This window comes from Enterococcus pingfangensis, from assembly GCF_005405205.1.
Taxonomy (GTDB): Bacteria; Bacillota; Bacilli; order Lactobacillales; family Enterococcaceae; genus Enterococcus_A; species Enterococcus_A pingfangensis.
In genome coordinates, this window is sequence record NZ_BJDP01000004.1 from 92,539 (window position 1) to 112,847 (window position 20,309).

Below are 20,309 nucleotides of genomic sequence, written 5' to 3' on the forward strand. Positions count from 1 at the left end.
AATGCATATCTTTATAATTAAGATTAAAAGATGAGGTGAGCAAATGGCATTTACAAAAACGGCAACGATCAGAGGGGCAAACTATCAATACGCGTTAGCACCAACTGCTAAAAGATACACATTGCGTGATAATGGGTTTACCGAAACAAGTTCAGGTAATTTCCAACTAGTTCGTCCGTTGCAAGCGACGCCCCAAAGTAAAGAAGGATTCAAACTAAAGATTACGGTGACAAAAGATCTCAGCGCGTTGAAAATGTCGGTGACGACAGCTAATGGACTAAAAGTAGTCGATATTTTTAAAGATGCTAAACAAGAAATGGTCCAAGAAAAATTTTACTTTCTAATGGATGGGATGATTGATCGCGGATTGTTCGTCAAAGAAGAAATTTAAGTTGAAACGGTTTTTGTCTGAGAAGATGAGAGCCGTTTTTTGCGCTATTTTTAGAGAAATACAATAATAATAAAGCGTTTTCTGTTGGGTTGTAAATGTAATTTTTTTAAGTTTTTTTAATGCTTAGAGGCTTCAATTTTAGCAGATTATGGTACACTAATGATAAGAAAATTGTTGGAAATGTAGGTGAGAAGTTGGTTCACAAGATAGACACGATCGAGCATCATAAAATTATTTCTGATTTCCGTCTCTTGTCAGGGCTGACCGTCTCAATTGAAGACTGTGCCAAGCTGACGAAAGCGTTTCAAAAATATGGTGTCGATGATTATTATATTAGTGATTACGAAGGAAACAGTTATTTGACGCGGTATGTCGATTATTATATCGACGGTATTCCTTGTTGGGAATATAAAAAGCAATACTTGATCCCGCTGATTTTTCGCGACATGCCTGACACTAAAAAAATGTTCCATGATACTTATCGTTGGGAAGCTTTTTTTATTCTCTTAGATTGGTATCTGAAATACAATCCAGAAAAAGTGATCATCAAATGCAAAAAGCAAAAAAAACAGCAAGTAATCGATACAGCTTTTTTAATCTTTCGTTTGTGGGAAATTTGTGATGGAGCGGCGTTTCCAATCGCTAATTTCAATAATCTTTCTGAATTTGAGCAGTGGAATCAGATCTTTCACTTGATCGATACAGGGAAATCCTTTAGACGCACCAAAGAATTCGATGCGACTAGAGTAGAGGATTTAACTCAGCTGGAGGCTGTTATTGCAATTATTAAACTAAAATATCAAGCACTTTTACAAAAACAAGGCTACCAAATCTAAGTTGGTAGCCTTATTTGGCGATACAAAAGCGCATTTTTTCAAGATAGATGGTAAAATAAAAGAAATAGACTTCCTCTGTAGGTGATGAGAATGAAATATTTTATAGCAGATACACATTATTTTCATGAGAACCTGTTGGGCAACAACGACTTTGCGCCGCGCTTATTTGATTCTGTTGAAGAGATGAATCAGCAAATGGTCACTGCCTGGAACGCGGTGGTGAACGAAAAAGATACGGTGTATCATTTGGGGGATGTAGCGATGCATCCGCTGTATGAAAAAGGGTTCCCCGCGATTTTAGAACAATTGCTGCAATTGGAAGGGAAAATCATATTCATTAAAGGAAACCATGACTCGCGGACATTTTTCAAATATTTGGCAGCCCATAATCCAAAACTTGCAAATGGCACCGCAAAGTTCGAATTTCAAGATGTCGGAGCGATTGTCAAGTTTAATCACCATCAATATTATTTGACCCATTATCCAATGCTTTTAGGCAAAACAGTGAATATTCGCAACTTGCATGGTCATATCCATAATTACAGTATGCCGATCGCAGAAGATATCAATGTTGGAGTCGACGCACCCGAACGCAATTTCTTGCAAACACCCTTACCGTTTGGGACCCCCATCTCTGAAAATTTGATAGATGAGATCGCGGCCTATAAAGAAATCGAAGTAAAAAAATTAAAATAGCCAGGATTACTAATGAAAAAATCAACAGACTTATTCCGTTGCTTCGTGAATAAGTCTGTTGGTTTTTATTGATTGAATCGTTGGATCGTTTGATACAGCTTTTTCGTTTCTGCTGGTTTTTTATTTGTGTAGTAATAAGAATGATCATTAGTAGTGATCGTTAAAATGGGTTTTGACTGATGATCAACGAATAAAACTGCAGATTTACCCGCGATTCGATAATGACCAATATCATAATTATTAGTCGCGAGCCCATTTGTTCGAATGCCAGTCGGTATTTGTTCGGTCAATTCAACTTTTGTGATTTGATCAAATGGAATATTCTGCTCTTTGACGAAGGGACCATCAAGGATGACCGCTTCGTTTTTTATTTCATAACTAAGCGGATCGGGATGATAATCCAATACGTATAATGGGACAATAGTAACCGCCATGGCAGCAATCAAAATTATCGGAATCAGTCCTAAAAAGATTTTCCCGGCAGTTTTACCTAAATTAACGGAGATATTCATACCGATTCGATCGGGAATCATCAAGCGATTGTCATTCGGATTGTAATACATCCCGTAACGCCAATAATAATCCTCGCCAAAATAACGAAAAGTAGCGGTGCTAGTCAACAACTGATCTTGTTTTTGCCGAAGCCGAACCAACCACCACAGAGAAGCACCACAAAATAAAAGGATCAAACTGATTTCTAAAATCGTCAAGAGGCTAAAAAATTTGACATCCATTTTCATCGTCAATAATGGGATAAAGATGATCAAGCTGATCAGCCCGCTCATAAAAACGGAGAGACTTGACCAGTAAAATTTAGTGAGATCATTGTATTGTTGATTGATTTTCTGATCGGCCGTCAATGGGCGGACCGGCAAACGGCTAATAACCCGCCAAATGAAAAACATCATCCCCCAGATGAGTACGTTAATGATCAAGAGCATCAGTGCCAGATCAAGCAGTGCTCGTTGATAAAGCAGTCCGCTGAGTAAAAGAATCAAGCCTAAAGACAATAAGAACCACCAAGCAGAGACGAGTTTGCGATTTTTTTCAAGGACTAAGCGAGTATCGATCTGGATCGGCTGAGTAGTCAGCTGCCAGTGATTTTCAACGATCAGTTGATGTCCTTTACGGATGTAGCGCAAGGTGATCAAATAATTCGTGCCAATGGTCAAATATAAGAGTAGGAAAAATAGCAACATAAAGCTGGAATCTTTCATAGGGATCAAGAGCACAAAATCGAGGATCGTTAAGATAGACGCCGCTTGAAATTGACGGGTACGAAAACTTTTTGAAAAGTGCAGGACTTTTGGATCATCGATTTTTTCTGCTGGAAAAGTATTTTCAACGATCACATAATTATGCGGCTTAGCAGCCAAACTGCTGACCAAAGCCATAATAAAGTTACATGCGATTAAGACTACTAAAATAATCAGAGCCATCATTGGTTCTCACCCTTTCTAAAAGAAGACAAAATTGTTTGGATCTTGTCGCGCAGTTTTTCTTCATCTGGTTCAGCTAAATAAAGTTCTGCTAATAAAAGTGTCAAATTTTCTTCATTGGTTTTGCCTGAAACAACTGGTAATGGTGCAACGACAGTCCCTTTACGACGATCAGTCAGCAAATACCCTTCTTCGCGCAATTGCTGATAACCTTTTGAGACAGTCATTGTATTGATTCCGATCTCATCAGCGATTTGTCGAACAGTGGGCAGCTGTTCAGCGGGATTTAAGTCACCTTTTGCGATCCCTATAATGATTTGTTTGCGCAGTTGTAAATAAATCGGTTCATCTGAATGAGGATTGATTTCTAAAATCATAGTAGCGACCTCCTTTGTATTGTTTATATTAATACAAATAATACAAAAAGACAAGAAAAACGCCATTTAAGAATTATTTATCGAAAATTTAGGATTTATGTTGTATAATGCATGTTACTGAAAAGTTGCGACCTTCAAATCGTAGAGTTTTCGGAATCTAGATTGAAATGATGGTGATACTGTGTCTAACAGCAACACACGAGTCGTCGTAGGAATGAGCGGCGGCGTCGATTCATCAGTAACTGCTTTGTTGTTAAAAGAACAAGGCTATGATGTAGTCGGCATTTTTATGAAAAATTGGGACGACACTGATGAAAATGGTGTTTGTACCGCGACGGAAGATTATAAGGATGTGGCGAAAGTCGCTGCCCAAATTGGGATCCCTTATTACTCTGTCAATTTTGAAAAGGAATATTGGGATCGTGTCTTTGAGTATTTCTTAGCAGAATATCGTGCCGGACGCACGCCTAATCCTGACGTAATGTGTAACAAAGAAATCAAATTCAAAGCTTTCTTAGATTACGCGATGGAATTAGGAGCAGATTATGTAGCAACTGGACATTATGCCCAAGTCGAAAAAGACGAAAATGGTGTCGTCCACATGCTACGCGGTGTCGATAACAACAAAGACCAAACGTATTTCTTGAGTCAATTATCACAAGAACAATTGGCAAAAACGTTGTTTCCATTAGGCGGAATGCAAAAACCAGAAGTTCGTGCAATCGCGGAACGTGCTGGCCTTGCAACGGCGAAGAAAAAAGATTCAACGGGCGTTTGTTTCATCGGCGAAAAGAATTTCAAGCAATTTTTAAGCAACTATCTGCCCGCTAAAAAAGGGAAGATGGTAACATTGGACGGCGAAGAAAAAGGCGAACACGATGGTTTGATGTATTATACGATCGGCCAACGTCAAGGTTTAGGCATCGGCGGCGGCGGAAAAACGCAAGAACCGTGGTTCGTAGTCGGTAAAGATTTAACAACAAATACGTTATATGTGGGTCAAGGCTTTCATCATGAAGCATTGTATGCGACAAGTTTGGATGCTAGTGAAATTCATTTTACAACAAATGAAGGACAGCCAAAGGAATTCAAGTGCACAGCGAAGTTCCGTTATCGTCAGCAAGATGTTCCTGTTACGGTTCGTTTGCTGGATGGCGATCGGGCTGAAGTGATCTTTGACGAACCTATTCGTGCGATCACACCAGGACAAGCAGTTGTCTTTTACGATGGAATGGAATGTTTAGGTGGTGGATTAATCGATCACGCGTACCAAGCAACAAAAGAATTACAATATATTTAAAAAAAGTTGGCAACAAAAAAGTAGTCACCGTTGAATTTGACGGGTGACTACTTTTTATTATGCAAGGCCTTGAGAAAAATGGGCCATTGCGACTTTGACTTCATCTAATTTTTCCGGTTTGATCAAAGGAAAAAGTTGTTCTTGCAATTGTTTGAACTCTTGTAAGTTTAGTGCAGCTGTTTCTTGGTCCGCAAAACTTTTGATTAAGATTTTCTTTGCTTCATCCTCTTTGCCTTCAATGGCATTGTTAAGGAAAAAATCAAGGAATTTTAATTGTCCATCAAGCATGTTCGTCACTTCTTTCATTAGAATTATTTATTAGTATAAAAAACTAACGAAAATTTTACCATTAATAAGACTTGGATTTTATAATATTTTTACTAGAGCAATGACTGCTAAAAACGGAGGACGTTTTAAACATAGTTTTCATTCCTCTTGCAAAAGTTATATAAAATTCTTTTGCTTTGTGGTAGGCTATAATTAAGAAAAAAACAACATTTTTCTGCAAAAAATTTATAGTTTTCAATTTTTTGTTGAACTTATTTCAATTGAGAACATTTTTCTTGTATTTTTATTTCATGATACTTATGATTGGGGTAGAAAGAAGGAGAGTAAGATGTATCAGGTGATTACCATGTATGGGGACAATGAACCTTGGTGGTTCTTTGAAGAGTGGCAAACAGATATCCAAGAGACCGCGACTTTTGAAGAGTTTGACGCGGCAGTAGCTTATTATGAACATCGTTGGAGCGAGCTCCAAAAAACCAATACATATAGCAATGCAAAACAGAATTATTTAAGCGCATTTTGGAAAGAACAGGACGAACGCTGGTGCGAAGAGTGTGATGATTATTTGCAACAGTACTGGGGACTGGCGCTATTAAAAGATGAACAACCATTAACGGTTGCTAGCAGAAAGGAATTTTATGAAACAGCTCATTATAGCGGAAAAGCCAAGTGTTGCAAGAGACTTGAGCAAGGTGCTTAACGCTAATCAAAAAAATAAGAATTATTTTGAAGGACCCAATGTTGTTGTGACTTGGGCCCTTGGTCATTTATTGAGTCTAAAAATGCCGGAGGATTTAAATAGCGAATGGCAAAGTTGGCAAATGGAGACGTTGCCGATGATCCCAAAACATATCGGGATCAAACCTTTGCCGAAAACTCGTGGACAATTAAAATCAATCCAACAGTTGGCCAAACGCAAAGATATTTCAGAAGCGGTGATCGCGACAGATGCGGGTCGTGAAGGCGAACTTGTGGCCCGCTGGATCTTGGAATATGTGCGCTTTGAAAAACCTGTCAAGCGGTTGTGGATCTCTTCGCAAACTACTAAAGCGATCAAAGATGGTTTCAAGCAATTAAAACCAGCCAAAGAATATGATAATTTGTATCAATCCGCTTTAGCCCGGGCAAAAGCGGATTGGTTAGTCGGACTGAATGTTACGCGGGCATTGACTGTTAAATATGAAGATAGTTTATCAGCAGGTCGGGTACAGACTCCGACACTTGCGATGGTCCGCCAGCAAGAAAATAAAATTGAAAAATTCCGCCCACAGAATTATTTTGTCATCTCTTTAGAAGTCGATGGTCAAAAAGCTAAACTGAATCAAAAGAATCCATACGGTATCACTGAACGCGATGCTGCAGAAAAACTAGTCAAAGAAATGATGCAGCAAAAAGGGACAGTGACTGACATTACTGAAAAAGAAAAGACGGAACCCGCACCGCTTCCTTATGACTTAACAGAAATCCAAAGAGAAGCCAACGCTCGTTACCAATTCTCTGCGAAGAAGACGTTGACGCTCGTTCAAAGTTTATATGAAACACACAAGATCGTAACCTATCCGCGAACAGATAGTAAATATCTGACAAATGATATGAAAGCAACGATGAAAGAACGATTGCAAGCGATCAACGATTTTGCACCAGAAGTGAAAACTTACATTAAAAATGGTGCGCAAGTAAAACAAACGCGTGTATTCCAAGATAATAAAGTAACGGATCATCATGCTTTGATCCCAACCGAACAGCGGCCACGTTTTGAGAAGCTGTCGACGGATGAACAAAGGATCTATAATCTGATCGTGACACGTTTTTTAGGTTTATTTGCAGAAGCTCACAAAGAAAGCCAGCAGAAAGTAACAGTAACTTTCCAAAACGAAACATTTACTTTCCGACAAAATACGGTCTTAACGGCGGGCTGGAAACCGGCTGAAGAAGCAAAAAAAGCGGTTCAATGGTCAGACGGGATGAAAATTGTACCCAAGTTCACGATTGAGAAAGCCTTGACTGCACCGCCCAAACCGTTGAATGAAGGCACATTACTTGCTCAAATGGAGAAACATAGTTTGGGAACACCAGCAACGCGGGCAGAAATCATTGAAAAACTGATCAAGTCTGAATTGATGGAACGGACGAACACCGGACTAGCCGTCTCACCGAAGGGTAAACAATTGTTAGAATTAGTAAACCCATCATTAGTCACTCCAGAACTGACCGAAAAATGGGAAAAACAACTAGAAGCGATTGCTAACGGCAAATACAGCAGCAAACAATTTTTACAAGAGATTGAAGCAGACACGAAAAAACTGGTCAGCGAAGTTAAACACAGTGATAAAAAGTATCAAGATTTTTCAATCACAGCTAAAAAATGTCCAGAGTGCGGATCACCGTTACGCGAAAAAAATACTCGGGATGGCAAGATCTATATTTGTACCAATCCTGAATGTACGTATCGCCGCCGAAAAGATCCTAAAGTTTCCAATCATCGTTGCCCGCAATGCCACCGCAAGATGGAGATCATCGATGGCAAAAACGGTGCCTATTTCCGTTGTAAATATGATGGAACGACCGAGAAGATGTTAGATAGAAAAGAACGTTCGAAAAAAATGACGAAACATGAAGAACGTCGTTTATTGAAGAAAATCAATGACCAAGAAGAACCGCAAGAAAGTCCGTTGGCTGCGGCATTAAAAGCAGCGATGGAAGGCAATGACTAGACCGCCAAGATAAATTCTAAGTCTGCAATTTAATTTACTAATCATTATGATGAGGGCTTGTAAGAACTAAAGGCAAAGGGGTGTGACAACTGTCACATCCTTTTTTTTCTGCCTGACGATGTCTTTTCCTAAAATAAGGTAAGCAGTAAACACAGAAGATAGAAAACATCAAAGGGCGACCTTTGATGCTTTTTTAGTATAGTGGAATCTACGATGACTGTTCATATTTTTCTTTTGCTGCTTGCAATAGTGAGTCGAGCTGTGGAGCGGGTGTTATCTGATAACGTTCGAACGACTGGATCAAATGATAGATTTCTTTAAAAGTTCCTTGAACGAGCTGACGGATAGGCAATCGATAGTATACAGCAAAAAATAATTTTATCAGCCGCGGGTGTCGTAAAAATTTTTTTTGACCACTTGGCAATATTTCTACACCAGCTGTTTCCAAGAGTGCAAAAGCCTCTTTCATAGCGAGCGATAGTACCGCTAAATCACCTGACTTGCGAATTTTTTCAGAGGAAAAATCATAAAGGTATTCAAAGGAATTTTGAACCATAATCAAGACTGCGTGGCTTTTCAGCCAATCATCTATTTTTGTTTCGTAACTCCAAGTAGAATCACTTTGGCTGAATGCAGCATTTAAAAGCTGGGTTATTTTAAAATCAGTATGCAGCGAGCCAACTTTCAGCTTACCTTTTCCAAAGCGCAAAATAGAAATCCCTTTTTCAGTATTCGTCCCGCCAGTCATTTGAAACCCAAAATAAATAGTTTTAGGAGACTTGCTTTTTTCTTGCAATTCTTTTTCTAAAGCAGCCGCATCAAGTTGATTGCCGATAAAAAGAATCGTGGAGCTATTGTTTCTTGCCAATGGTTCGATGATCGTTGGGAAATCACTGTATTTCATTGTAACAAAAATCAAATCATATCGGTCATCTGGTTGGAGGGTTTCAATCACACGAATGGAATCTTTGGTTTGCTTTTGCTGAATCGAGTGGTCCAGCACTAGACCATCCGTTAACAATTTTTCCTTCCTTTTTCCTCGCGCTAACAGTGTAACTTCATTGTGTTTATTCATCAGTGAATGCGCAAGAAAACTTCCTTGGATACCCGCGCCATAAATTAATAGCTTCATTTGTTCATCCTTTCGATAATCAACAAGTGTTGATTATTCAACTTGTGTACAATATGATAGAGAGACAAGTAAAAAGTTGCAATCAACAAAAGTTTATTTGTGTTGATTACTCAACAGAATCGAAGAAATGATTGGAGCAAAATGATGGATCGACGGAAACGAAAAACCCAAAAAGGAATCACGGCAGTTTTTTATCAACTGTTAAAAGAAAAAAGCTATGAAGAAATATCAGTCAGTCAAATTTGCCAAATTGCAGATATCAATCGTGGAACATTCTATCTTCATTTTATTGATAAAGATGATTTACTTGAAAAAAGCATTGCTGATGAAATGCAAAGATTAGTCGAATATTGTGAGCAAAATGGCGAGACAGATAATCAGAAAAAACTCGAAAAGACCTTTGAGTATATCACTGAACATCGTGAAAAATTGAAACGAATGCTCAATGCGGATAAACAAGGTTTTTTTACTCAGTTTCAAATCGATTATTTGCTGGAGCAGTTGACCGGTCAATCACATTTAACTAGTCTGTTTTTTGCGCATGGAATTGTTGGGCTGTTGGAATATTACTTGCTGAACGATATTTCTAAAATTGAAATCTCACAGGAATTGGAAAAAATCACGCAGTTACTTCGTTAGAACCGTCTGAAAACTTTCTCAAGGATAATTTAGTAGAAATCTAAAAAGAAAAGGGTTACAATGATAAATGGTTTAGACCATTTGCAGGAGGGGTTTTTTTGAAATCGAGAAAAGATGAAGTATTGGATGTATTGAGAGCAAATCCTAACGAACAAACGGCACAAGAGCTGGCAAATCAATTAGGGGTCGATCGCACGAACGTCAGCCGCTATTTGAATGAATTAACGAAAGACGGAGCAGTCAAAAAAATAGATGGCCGCCCAGTGAAATTTCAAATTGCCGCAGTATCAGCGGAAAAACATATTAATTTTGATAATCTGATTGGCCGCGAAGATTCGTTAAAGAGTCAGATTCAAAAATCAAAAGCGGCAATTTTGTATCCGCCGCGAGGTTTGCATACGATTATTTTTGGTGAGACAGGAACTGGGAAAACGATGTTTGCAGAATGTATGTATCGCTTTGCTGTTTCAGCCGCTGTTTTAGATGAGAGTGCACCGTTTATCACGTTTAACTGTGCAGATTATGCCCAAAATCCGCAACTGCTTTACGGTCATATTTTTGGAGTGAAGCGCGGAGCATTTACCGGAGCAGAACAAAATCGCGAAGGTCTGATGGAAAAAGCTGATGGCGGGATTTTATTTCTAGATGAGATCCATCGTCTGCCGCCAGAAGGTCAAGAGATGCTCTTTACTTTTATTGATAAAGGAACCTTTCGTTCATTAGGCGACGGTCAAGAAAAACAAGCGTCGGTCCAAATCATAGGAGCTACGACAGAGACAAGTTCGGTATTCTTGTCGACTTTCAATCGCCGGATTCCTATGCAAATCGAACTGCCGTCTTTAGCAGAACGCTCATTAGATGAACGTTTAGCGATCATTAAAGAATTTTTGCAGCAAGAAGCAAATCGTCTGCTGCAAGAGATCGCGATCGATAAACGCAGTCTGCTGGCTTTTCTTTTATATAATGCCGAAGGAAATATCGGACAGTTGAAGCGCGACTTGAAATTGGTTTGTGCCAAGGCTTTTTTACATCATCAAACGACTAGTGAATCAGAAAAATTGATGATCGTAGAAGAAGATCTGCCATTGGTCGTCCAAAAAGGTTTGCTGCGGATGAACGAGGTCCAAGACAAGCTGACCCCTTTTATGGATAAGAAAAATCTTTATTTGACGTTGAAACCTGGAACTGAGGAAGTTGTTTGGGGACAAGATCCGAATAAAGATATGGAAGTCTATCATTCAATTACTTATAAATTGGAAAAGTTAGGGCGCGAGAACTTATCGGAGATTGATCTGGAAGAGTTAATTTCTAACGATGTCGATCAATATTTTGAGACCTACGTTGAGGAGCTTTCCCATACGAATGCGTATCGGGAGATCATTTCAGATGAGCTGTGGAAACTAGTGAATAGTTTGTATGACTTTGCTTCTAAGCAAATGCAACGTGAATATGATGAAAAAGTGCGGTTTGCTTTTGCCTTGCACATCAGTTCGACGATCGAACGAATTCGCGGAAATTAATTCATTTCTCATCCTAATTTAAATGATATTCGCCGCAACTATTCAAAAGAGTTTCAGTTGGCTATTGAATTGTCCAATCGGATCGAAGAAGCCTACAACATTCTGATCCCGTTAGATGAAATCGGGTTTATCACAATGTTTTTGACGATGGATAACCAAGAAGTAAAAAAAATCGATGAACGGCAAGTGGCAGTGCTAGTCGTCATGCATGGAAAATCAACGGCATCCAGCATGCTAGAGACTGTTCAGGACTTATTGGGGACGACTAACGGAATCGCGTTCAATATGCCGCTGACGTTGGACACTGAGGCGATGTATGGCCAAATCAAAAATTATATCCAAGCAAGACGCGAAACTTTTTCAGAAGGGATCATCTTACTGACAGATATGGGATCACCAAATAATTTTGGTAATTTAATCTTTCATGAGATGGAAATTCGGACTCGCGTAATTTCGATGGCAAGTACGATGCTGGTGTTGGAAAGTTTACGGTTGGCAACATTAGGCCGCTCTTTAGAAGAAATCTATACGAGCGTTATCTCGATGTTCCAAAACATGGTTCGATTAGAAGAGCCGACTCAAAAAGATGAAAAGAAAGTGATTATCGTAGCTTGTTTTACCGGCGAGGGTGTTTCCAAACGCTTGAATGAAGTAGTTTCGCAAATCGTCAATCTGGAAGAATTTGAGATCATTCAGATGCAATCATTGGAACGTGAAAGTTTCAAACATCGGATCGATCAGCTGATCACTCATAAAGATATCGTGGCGATTGTAGGAACAATGGAGATTCATTATCAAAAGATCCCGTTCATTCCCGCAATGAATCTATTCAAGCGGAATAAAATCTTGGAATTTCAAGATCTATTAGGCAGTACGATCTCTCTGCCGGAAATGGTCGATTCGTTGACTAAAGATTTTTCACCAGAAATAGATGTAAAAACACTCTTTTTACTGATTGATGATGTACTGAAGGGAATTCGCAAAGAACAAGAACTGATTATTGAAAATACTGCCGTCCAAGCATTGAGTGTTCATCTCGCCTTCTTAGTCGACAAAATCAAAAAAGGTGAAGAGCGGCCAGCATTTGAGAATGTAAAATATTTCCATCAGTTGCATCAATTACGTTTCAATCAAACGGCTGTTAAGCTGACAGTCATTGAAAAACAATTTGGTATTCGATTCACTGAAGATGATATTGCGTACATTGTAAAAACGCTTGAAGATAATCGAGTAGAACTAGGATCGCATAGTGTGTAATCCTAGTTTTTTTGTGTGTAAGATGAAAACCTTATCAAACGGGCTTCTGTGCAACCTAAAAGTTGGCACGCAACTTGCATTATATAAAGTGAATAAGAAAAAACGAAGGGGTGTCAATTATGAAAAGAATTATGTTAGTTTGTGCAGCAGGCATGAGCACGAGTTTATTAGTGACAAAAATGGAAAAAGCTGCCGAAGCTGAGGGAGTAGAATCAGATATTTTTGCAGTTTCATCTTCAGAAGCAGATACAAAATTAGAAGATGCCAGCAAACCAGTCGACGTTTTATTATTAGGACCGCAAGTTCGATTTATGAAAGGGCAGTTCGAAACAAAATTAGCAGACCAAGGTATTCCAGTCGCAGTTATCGATATGAAAGATTACGGTATGATGAATGGCGAAGCTGTTTTAAATACTGCACTTAATCTGATGAAGTAGGAGTGGAGCAGATGAGCGATGCAATGAGTCAAGAACAATTAGAAGCAGTCATGGGTTTGATTATCAACGCGGGCAATGCAAAAAGCGATGCAATGGAAGCGATTCAAGCAGCTAAAACCGGCGACTTTGCCTTAGCGCAAGAAAAGCTTGAAGCGGCGGATCATGCCTTAGTCGAAGCACATCATTCTCAAACCGGATTGTTAACAGAAGAAGCCAGCGGAACACCGATGACATTGACGCTGTTAGCCGTCCACAGTCAAGACCATTTAATGACGAGTATTACTTTCAATGATATGGCGAAAGAAGTCGTCGAGCTTTATAAACGTTTGGGGAATGAATAGGAAGTGATCTGGTGAAACTAACGCGTGATCATCCAACATTAGAAGCAATCACAAGTTTAATTGAATACGCTTTTAAAAAACAACAACCGATCATCAATGATCCGCTCTTCTTATCGCGTTATGAGCATGCGGATTGTTATGGCGTATATCAAGACGCGGAATTGACTAATTTAGTCATGGCAAATCATTTTGAAATCCAACTTTTTCAACAGAGAGTCAAAATGGCCGGCGTTGGTTATGTAGCTAGTTATCCGGAATATCGCGGTCAAGGCGGTATCAGCAGTATTATGTCTGAGCTGTTATCTGATCTTTATGCACAAGGTGTAGCGGTCTCTCAGCTGGCTCCTTTTTCTGAAGCCTTTTATCGGCAGTTTGGTTATGAACCGACAAGCCGCAGAAAAACGTACCGCATCCCGGCAAAAGCTTTTACTTATTTACCAAGTGAAAGAAAAGGGCAAGTCAAACGTGGAACTTGGCAGCAGATGAAACCGCTTATCAAAGCGATTTATCAGCGTTTACTGTTGCAGCAGCAAGTGGGGACAGTCGTGCGTGAAGACTGGTGGTGGGAACGGTTGAATATGTATTACCCGCACCGTTTTTATGCCGCAGCTTTTGATGATGCGGGTACAGCTAAAGGCTATATCATTTATCGAATGCAAGGCAACACATTAGTCGTCGATGAACTGGCATATGAGAATGAATTTGCTTTACGAAAATTATTAACGTATCTAAAAGCCCACGTCTCATCATTTGACGAATTTCTTTATCATGCACCTGTGTACGAACGAATCGAAAAATGTTTTCTCGAACAAGAAGCACTTATGATCACTTTAGAACCTTATATGATGAGTCGGATTATTGATATTGAGCAATTATTAACAAAATTTCCGATTCAGCAAAAAGAAATTATTTTAGAAGTGACCGAAGATAAAGAATGTCCTTGGAATGTGGGCAGTTGGCTAGTCAGTCAAGGTACTTGTCAAAAAGTACAAACAGCCGGCGAGGTTAAAGCCACGATCCATGGGTGGAGTGAATTATTATTGGGAGAATTAACTTTAGCCGAAGGAATTTTCTTAGGCAAGGTCACAGCCTCAGAGGTTGAAACTGAAATTTTTCCCAAAGGTCAGCAACGGTTTTATGATTATTTTTAAAATAGTTATCAAGTTCATTTTTATTAAAAAATGAATCAATTAAAATTATTTAGGAGGATTTAAAAAATGGATGGATTTATTAATTTCATGGAAAAACATTTTATTCCGTACGCATCAAAAATCGGTAATCAACGTCATTTGATCGCAATTCGGGATGCATTTACAGTGACCATGCCGCTGATGATTTTAGGGGCGTTGGCGGTAATGCTGAATAACTTGCCGATTCCAGCTTTCCAAAATTTCATGAATGGGATTTTCGGCGGTGAAGCTTGGAAAGGTTTCGGCGGAGCGGTTTGGAACGGAACATTTGGTGTTCTTTCTGTCTTTATCGCATTCTTAGTAGCTTACAACTTAGCCCATCATTACGGTAAAGATCCAATCGGAACTGGGGTAGTGTCTGTCGCTTCTTTCTTTACTTTAGGAGCAGCACTTACTGGGATGAACTCATCCGGTCTATTCGTAGCCTTGATCGTAGGGATCATTGTCGCAGAAATCTTCACTCGTTTAGTTGGAAACGAAAAATTAGTAATCAAAATGCCTGATGGTGTACCGCCAGCAGTTGCACGTTCATTTGCTTCATTATTCCCAGCAATGATCACTGTTTCAATCTTTGGTTTAATTGCAGCAATTATTGCCGGTTTCGGTGTAGAAGATATGTTTGCCGCTTTCTATGGCGCAGTTCAAGAACCGTTCATGGGCTTGGCAAATTCTTATGGCTCAGCATTATTGATCGCCTTCATCACACCGTTCTTATGGTTCTTTGGTTTACATGGCGCCAACATGATCGATCCATTCATGCAAGCAATCAATGCGCCAGCGATCGAAGCAAACAATGCCGCACTTTCAGCTGGTAACGCAGCACCTTATATCGTCAACAAACCATTTATCGATTCATTTGTCAATATGGGTGGTACTGGGGTGACGATCGGTTTGATTATCGCAATCTACTTAGTTGGACGCAAAAACAAACCATTCATGGTCGTAAATAACTTAGCAGCAGCTCCAGGTATCTTTAATATCAATGAACCATTGATGTTCGGTTTGCCATTAGTATTGAATCCGATCATGTTCATTCCGTTTATTTTAACGCCAATGGTCTGTGTAACAACTGCTTATTTTGCAACTAGTTTTGGTTGGGTGCCCGCAGCAACGGTTATGCCACCATGGGTAACACCACCAATCATCGGCGGATTCTTAGCAACACAAAGCTTCTCAGGTGCCGTTTTAGCCGCTGTAAACTTAGTGATCTCAACGGTTATGTACTTACCATTCGTATCATTAGCTACAAGACAAGAATTGAAAAAAGTAAACGAAGCTTAAGCATGACTAGGGGGTTATGGATCACGCGATCCCTGCCCCCTTTTTTCAGTTTTGCTCCAGGACAGAACATGACAAGAATCAGAATATCACTAAAAAATAAATTGAGTTAGGAGATTTATAATGAAAATTTTTCCCGAAAATTTTTGGTGGGGGGCAGCAACATCTGGCCCGCAAAGTGAAGGACGCTTTAACAAGAAACATGCAAATGTTTTTGATTATCATTTTGAGATTGAGCCGGAGAAATTCTACAATCAAGTAGGTCCGGATACGGCTTCGAATTTTTACAATAGTTACAAAGAAGATACGCATATGATGCGATCAATCGGCATGAATAGTCTGCGAACAAGTATTCAATGGAGCCGATTGATCGATGATTTAGAAACAAATACAGTAAACCAAGCGGCAGTTGATTTCTATAATAGTGTGATCGATACTATGCTTGCAGAAGGTATGACACCGGTAATGAATCTGCACCATTTTGATTTACCGGTTGAATTGTATGATAAATATGGCGGCTGGGAATCAAAAAAAGTTGTAGACCTATATGTTGGGTTTGCACAAAAATGCTTTGAATTATTTGGCGATCGCGTGAAATTTTGGACCACCCACAATGAACCAATGGTCGTAGTAGAAGGCGAGTATTTGTTCCAATTCCATTATCCAAATATCGTTAACGGAAAAAAAGCGGTACAAGTCGCTTACAATTTAAATCTAGCTTCTGCTAAAGCAATCCAAGCGTTTCGCAAACTGGCGATCAAAGACGCACAGATCGGAACGATTTTGAATCTGACACCGACTTATGCAGCGTCTGAGGCGCCGAAAGATCAAGAAGCGGCACGGATCGCGGAACTTTGGAATAATAAAATGTTTTTAGAACCAGCAATTTATGGACATTTTCCAGCAGAATTAGAAGAGTTGTTAACCAAAGACAACGTGTTGTGGGCAACGACCGCTGAAGAAAAAGAAATTTTGAAAAATAACACGATTGATTTTCTAGGAGTGAACTTCTATCATCCTAATCGAGTAAAAGCACCAGATGTAGCACCAAACTCAGTCGGTGAATGGATGCCGGATCGTTATTATGATGCGTATGATATGCCGGGCCGTCGAGTGAATTTGGATCGCGGCTGGGAGATTTATCCAAAAGCGCTGTATGATATCGCGGTGAACATCAAAGAAAATTATAAAAACATTCCTTGGTACGTGTCTGAAAACGGAATGGGCGTCTCAAATGAAGAGCGTTTTATGAATTCTGACGGCGTGATCGAGGATGATTATCGAATTGATTTTGTGCAAGAACATTTGGCTTGGCTGCATAAAGGGATCGAGGAAGGCTCGAATTGTTTCGGTTATCATATGTGGACACCGATTGATTGCTGGTCATGGCTGAACGCTTACAAAAATCGTTATGGTTTCATTTCAAATAACATCCATACTCAAATCAAAACGATCAAAAAGTCTGGTTACTGGTTCAAAGAAGTAACTAAAAGAAATGGGTTAGAAGAATAGTTGAGCCAAACAAGGAGGAAGAGAAATGAAACGTGAATTAGGCATTTCAGTTTATCCTGATCATAGTGATCCGCAAGCTGACCGCGATTATATCAAAAAGGCGGCAAAATTAGGTTATACTAGAATTTTTATGAGTATGTTAGAAGTTACTGAAGGAAAAGAAAAAGTCAGTGAAAAATTCGGCAGTATTATTCATTATGCAAAAGAGTTAGGTTTTGAGACGATTTTAGATATTGCGCCGGCTATTTTCAACGATCTAGGCATCTCTTATGATGATCTAAGTTTTTTTGCCGAGTTAGGTGCTGCCGGAATTCGTTTAGACGAAGGCTTTGACGGAAACAAAGAAGCCATGTTGAGCTACAATCCGGAAGGGTTAGCAATCGAGTTGAATATGAGTAACAATGTTGCGTACCTTGATAATATTTTGTCTTATGAAGCCAATGAACCCTTTATTTACGGCTGTCATAATTTTTATCCGCAAGAAGGATCGGCACTGCCCTACGACTTTTTTATCAGCTGCAGTGAACGTTTTAAAAAACAGGGAATCAAAACAGCGGCCTTCATCACGAGTCATGACGCACAATATGGACCGTGGGATATCAATGATGGTTTGCCGACTTTAGAAATGCACCGTCATTTGCCAATTGATTTGCAAGCACGTCATCTGTTTGCGACTGGTTTGATCGATACGGTGATCATTGGCAATGCCTATGCCTCCGATGAGGAATTAGAAAAAGTAGCCGCAGTAAACCGCTACAAATTAAGTTTAGGTGTGGAGCTTTCAGAAAAGATCACAGAAGTGGAACGCAAGATCATTGCTGATCCGAAACATTTTCGCCGCGGCGATATCACAGCAACAGCTGTCCGTTCGACCATGGTGCGGGTAAAATACGCCGCTGTCGAAAATCCAGTCCACGACAATACCCAAGAATTTCAAATTGGTGATGTAGTCATCGGCAATGATGATTTCGGCAAATACAAAAATGAATTGCAGATCGTTTTAGTCCCTCACAGTGATCCGCGGAAAAATCTAGTGGGGAAAATCCCACCAGAAGAGCGGATCATGCTGGACTTTTTAAAGCCATGGGCAAAATTCCAGTTCGTTCCTAAAAATTAAATTTGAAACAAATGAAAAAAAGATGAAGATTATCGGTTGACAAAACCTGCGAAGGCGTGTAAAGTATGACTCAACTTAATCAAACGACAATGAAAAGAAGAGTAGCAGTTCATTTGTTCCAAGAGAGTCTCTGGTTGGTGGAAAGAGACAGCAATGATTTGTGAACCACATCTTTGAGTCGATCAGCTGAAATAAGTAGGTTGGTCCGGTAGAGCCCGTTAGCGCAGAGGTCAGATTGACCAATCGAGATTGTCCGTTGTGAAGCGGCGATAAAAAAAGGTGGAACCACGTAATTACGTCCTTTAGTCCTAGCGACTAAAGGATTTTTTTTATTTCACTGATTGGACACTGACCCAAAGAGGTTCTTTTTGTGAAAAAAGAACAAAGATGAGGTGGAACCACGTAGTTAACGTCCTCTGGTAGAGATACCAGGGGGCGTTTTTTTTCAGCCGCCAATTCTGCTTCAACTAGAATCAACCGAGTTAAAATGAAGAAATTTCGAAAGAGCAAGCTTTCGATCACATGGAGGGATTTTGAAATGGATTATTTAATCGACGTCATGCCGCAATTATTACAAGGCGCGACGACTACACTGAAATTATTTGTTTATACGATACTGGGCTCATTGCCGCTAGGGGTGCTGCTGTCTTTTGGTTTGGCCAGCCGCTTTAAACCATTACAATGGATCTTACGTTTTTATGTTTGGATCATGCGAGGAACGCCATTACTTTTACAATTGATCTTTGTTTTTTATGGCTTGCCATTAGTTGGAATTATTTTTGATCGTTTTGAAGCCGCACTTTTTGCTTTCGTATTAAACTATGCCGCTTATTACGCAGAAATATTTCGCGGCGGGATTCAATCCATTCCAGTTGGTCAGTATGAGGCGTCTAAAGTGATTGGGTTGACCCCCGTTCAAACTGTTACACGGATCATCATTCCGCAAGTCGTCAAAATCGTATTGCCTTCAGTTGGAAATGAAGTCATCAATTTAGTAAAAGATACCTCGCTTGTTTATATCTTAGGTCTATCCGACGTGATGCGTGCTGGGAAGATCGCGATGGAACGAGACACCACCTTACTTCCGTTATTTGGAGTAGCCATTATTTATTTATTATTGACAGGTGTGACTTCTGTCATCTTGAAACAACTAGAAAATCGTTTGAACTATTATCGTTAGGCAGGTGAGAAAAATGATCGAATTAAAAAAAGTAAACAAATCTTTCGGCAACAAAAAAGTGATTGATAATTTGGATCTAGTGATTCCTGAAGGTCAGATCTTAGCGATCGTCGGTCCATCCGGCGGTGGGAAAACAACCTTGTTAAGAACGTTGGCTGGTTTAGAAACCGCAGACAGTGGCACCTTTTTATTAGATGGACAACCTTTTGATCCGACGTCTTCGAAAGAACAGGAACAAGTCGTCGGTGTGGTCTTCCAAGATTTTCAATTATTCCCACATTTAAGTGTCTTGGACAATATTACGATTGGTCCGCGTTTGGTCTTGAAAGAAGACAAAGCAACCTATATGAATAAGGCAGAACATTTGGCAAAAATGTTGGGTATAGAGGAATTACTGAACAATTATCCTTATCAATTATCTGGCGGGCAAAAACAACGGTTAGCGATCGCTCGAGCAATGGCGATGAATCCGAAAGTTTTAGCTTACGATGAACCGACCAGTGCGTTGGATCCCGCATTGCGGCAACAAGTCGCAAACTTGATTTTAGAATTGAAAGCCGATGGTGTGACGCAGATCGTCGTAACCCATGATTTAGTTTTTGCTGAAGAAATTGGCGATCAGTTATTGAAGGTAGAACCGATCAAATAAAAAGGATCAGCTATCT

The 20,309-nt window shown here is 39.6% G+C and carries 19 protein-coding genes, 1 pseudogene and 1 other annotated feature; of the genes and pseudogenes, 16 read left to right on the forward strand and 4 right to left on the reverse strand.

Going from position 1 to position 20,309, the window contains the following annotated elements; genetic code table 11:
* The first annotated feature begins 43 nt into the window (after positions 1 to 43).
* From FFM63_RS02450 to FFM63_RS02460, 3 genes are all read left to right on the forward strand, one after another.
* Positions 44 to 391 carry a DUF1831 domain-containing protein gene (locus FFM63_RS02450; RefSeq protein ID WP_137608758.1) on the forward strand — a complete coding sequence of 116 codons (348 nt, stop codon included), beginning with the start codon at positions 44 to 46 and terminating at the stop codon, positions 389 to 391.
* Between the two features lie 194 nt (positions 392 to 585).
* Positions 586 to 1,227, forward strand: coding sequence for a hypothetical protein (locus FFM63_RS02455; protein WP_137608759.1), 642 nt, complete (start codon positions 586 to 588; stop codon positions 1,225 to 1,227).
* A 90-nt stretch (positions 1,228 to 1,317) separates the two neighbouring features.
* Complete coding sequence (locus FFM63_RS02460) at positions 1,318 to 1,923, forward strand: metallophosphoesterase (RefSeq protein ID WP_137608760.1); 606 nt, start codon at positions 1,318 to 1,320, stop codon at positions 1,921 to 1,923.
* A gap of 65 nt (positions 1,924 to 1,988) precedes the next feature.
* On the opposite strand, the gene FFM63_RS02465 is transcribed toward FFM63_RS02460, so the two are convergent.
* Positions 1,989 to 3,362, reverse strand: a complete 1,374-nt coding sequence (locus FFM63_RS02465) for a PH domain-containing protein (protein ID WP_246033273.1) — start codon at positions 3,360 to 3,362, stop codon at positions 1,989 to 1,991.
* On the reverse strand, positions 3,362 to 3,739 hold the full coding sequence (locus tag FFM63_RS02470; RefSeq protein ID WP_137608762.1) for a GntR family transcriptional regulator: 378 nt from the start codon (positions 3,737 to 3,739) through the stop codon (positions 3,362 to 3,364). Before FFM63_RS02470 ends, FFM63_RS02465 begins: the two co-directional genes overlap by 1 nt.
* Before the next feature lie 181 nt (positions 3,740 to 3,920).
* Between FFM63_RS02470 and mnmA the strand changes: the two genes are divergently transcribed.
* Positions 3,921 to 5,039: a tRNA 2-thiouridine(34) synthase MnmA gene (gene mnmA / locus FFM63_RS02475; protein ID WP_137608763.1), complete on the forward strand. Its 1,119-nt coding sequence runs from the start codon at positions 3,921 to 3,923 to the stop codon at positions 5,037 to 5,039.
* Positions 5,040 to 5,096: 57 nt separating this feature from the next.
* Here the strand turns inward: mnmA and FFM63_RS02480 are convergent, their stop codons facing one another.
* Entirely contained in the window at positions 5,097 to 5,327 is a 231-nt protein-coding gene (locus tag FFM63_RS02480) for a hypothetical protein (RefSeq protein ID WP_137608764.1), read from the reverse strand.
* Between the two features lie 328 nt (positions 5,328 to 5,655).
* On the opposite strand from FFM63_RS02480, the gene FFM63_RS02485 reads away from it, so the two are divergent.
* Together FFM63_RS02485 and FFM63_RS02490 are read left to right on the forward strand one after the other, a co-directional pair.
* Positions 5,656 to 6,027, forward strand: a complete 372-nt coding sequence (locus FFM63_RS02485) for a DUF1033 family protein (RefSeq protein ID WP_137608765.1) — start codon at positions 5,656 to 5,658, stop codon at positions 6,025 to 6,027.
* Positions 5,966 to 8,041, forward strand: a complete 2,076-nt coding sequence (locus FFM63_RS02490) for a DNA topoisomerase III (protein ID WP_137608766.1) — start codon at positions 5,966 to 5,968, stop codon at positions 8,039 to 8,041. The genes FFM63_RS02485 and FFM63_RS02490 overlap by 62 nt, the downstream gene beginning before the upstream one ends.
* Positions 8,042 to 8,249: 208 nt before the next feature.
* On the opposite strand, the gene FFM63_RS02495 is transcribed toward FFM63_RS02490, so the two are convergent.
* The gene (locus tag FFM63_RS02495) at positions 8,250 to 9,173 is read right to left on the reverse strand and encodes a ketopantoate reductase family protein (protein ID WP_137608767.1); all 924 of its coding nucleotides are present in this window, start codon (positions 9,171 to 9,173) and stop codon (positions 8,250 to 8,252) included.
* A 144-nt stretch (positions 9,174 to 9,317) separates the two neighbouring features.
* On the opposite strand from FFM63_RS02495, the gene FFM63_RS02500 reads away from it, so the two are divergent.
* The 10 genes and pseudogenes from FFM63_RS02500 (at position 9,318) to FFM63_RS02545 (ending at position 20,293) form a co-directional block, all read left to right on the forward strand.
* Positions 9,318 to 9,812 (forward strand): TetR/AcrR family transcriptional regulator, encoded by a 495-nt coding sequence (locus tag FFM63_RS02500; RefSeq protein ID WP_137608768.1) that lies wholly within the window; start codon positions 9,318 to 9,320, stop codon positions 9,810 to 9,812.
* Between the two features lie 98 nt (positions 9,813 to 9,910).
* Positions 9,911 to 12,589 (forward strand): annotated as a pseudogene (locus FFM63_RS02505) (sigma-54-dependent transcriptional regulator).
* 119 nt (positions 12,590 to 12,708) lie between these two features.
* Entirely contained in the window at positions 12,709 to 13,026 is a 318-nt protein-coding gene (locus tag FFM63_RS02510; RefSeq protein ID WP_137608769.1) for a PTS sugar transporter subunit IIB, read from the forward strand.
* Between the two features lie 11 nt (positions 13,027 to 13,037).
* Positions 13,038 to 13,367 carry a PTS lactose/cellobiose transporter subunit IIA gene (locus FFM63_RS02515; protein ID WP_137608770.1) on the forward strand — a complete coding sequence of 110 codons (330 nt, stop codon included), beginning with the start codon at positions 13,038 to 13,040 and terminating at the stop codon, positions 13,365 to 13,367.
* Between the two features lie 11 nt (positions 13,368 to 13,378).
* Positions 13,379 to 14,518: a GNAT family N-acetyltransferase gene (locus FFM63_RS02520; protein ID WP_137608771.1), complete on the forward strand. Its 1,140-nt coding sequence runs from the start codon at positions 13,379 to 13,381 to the stop codon at positions 14,516 to 14,518.
* 66 nt (positions 14,519 to 14,584) lie between these two features.
* Positions 14,585 to 15,838 carry a PTS sugar transporter subunit IIC gene (locus tag FFM63_RS02525; RefSeq protein WP_137608772.1) on the forward strand — a complete coding sequence of 418 codons (1,254 nt, stop codon included), beginning with the start codon at positions 14,585 to 14,587 and terminating at the stop codon, positions 15,836 to 15,838.
* Between the two features lie 120 nt (positions 15,839 to 15,958).
* Positions 15,959 to 17,347 (forward strand): glycoside hydrolase family 1 protein, encoded by a 1,389-nt coding sequence (locus FFM63_RS02530; protein ID WP_137608773.1) that lies wholly within the window; start codon positions 15,959 to 15,961, stop codon positions 17,345 to 17,347.
* A gap of 25 nt (positions 17,348 to 17,372) precedes the next feature.
* On the forward strand, positions 17,373 to 18,464 hold the full coding sequence (locus FFM63_RS02535; RefSeq protein ID WP_137608774.1) for a DUF871 domain-containing protein: 1,092 nt from the start codon (positions 17,373 to 17,375) through the stop codon (positions 18,462 to 18,464).
* Between the two features lie 80 nt (positions 18,465 to 18,544).
* Positions 18,545 to 18,770: a binding site (T-box leader), on the forward strand.
* 232 nt (positions 18,771 to 19,002) lie between these two features.
* Positions 19,003 to 19,644: an amino acid ABC transporter permease gene (locus tag FFM63_RS02540; protein ID WP_137608775.1), complete on the forward strand. Its 642-nt coding sequence runs from the start codon at positions 19,003 to 19,005 to the stop codon at positions 19,642 to 19,644.
* A 13-nt stretch (positions 19,645 to 19,657) separates the two neighbouring features.
* Positions 19,658 to 20,293, forward strand: coding sequence for an amino acid ABC transporter ATP-binding protein (locus FFM63_RS02545; RefSeq protein WP_137608776.1), 636 nt, complete (start codon positions 19,658 to 19,660; stop codon positions 20,291 to 20,293).
* The last annotated feature ends 16 nt before the right edge of the window (positions 20,294 to 20,309 follow it).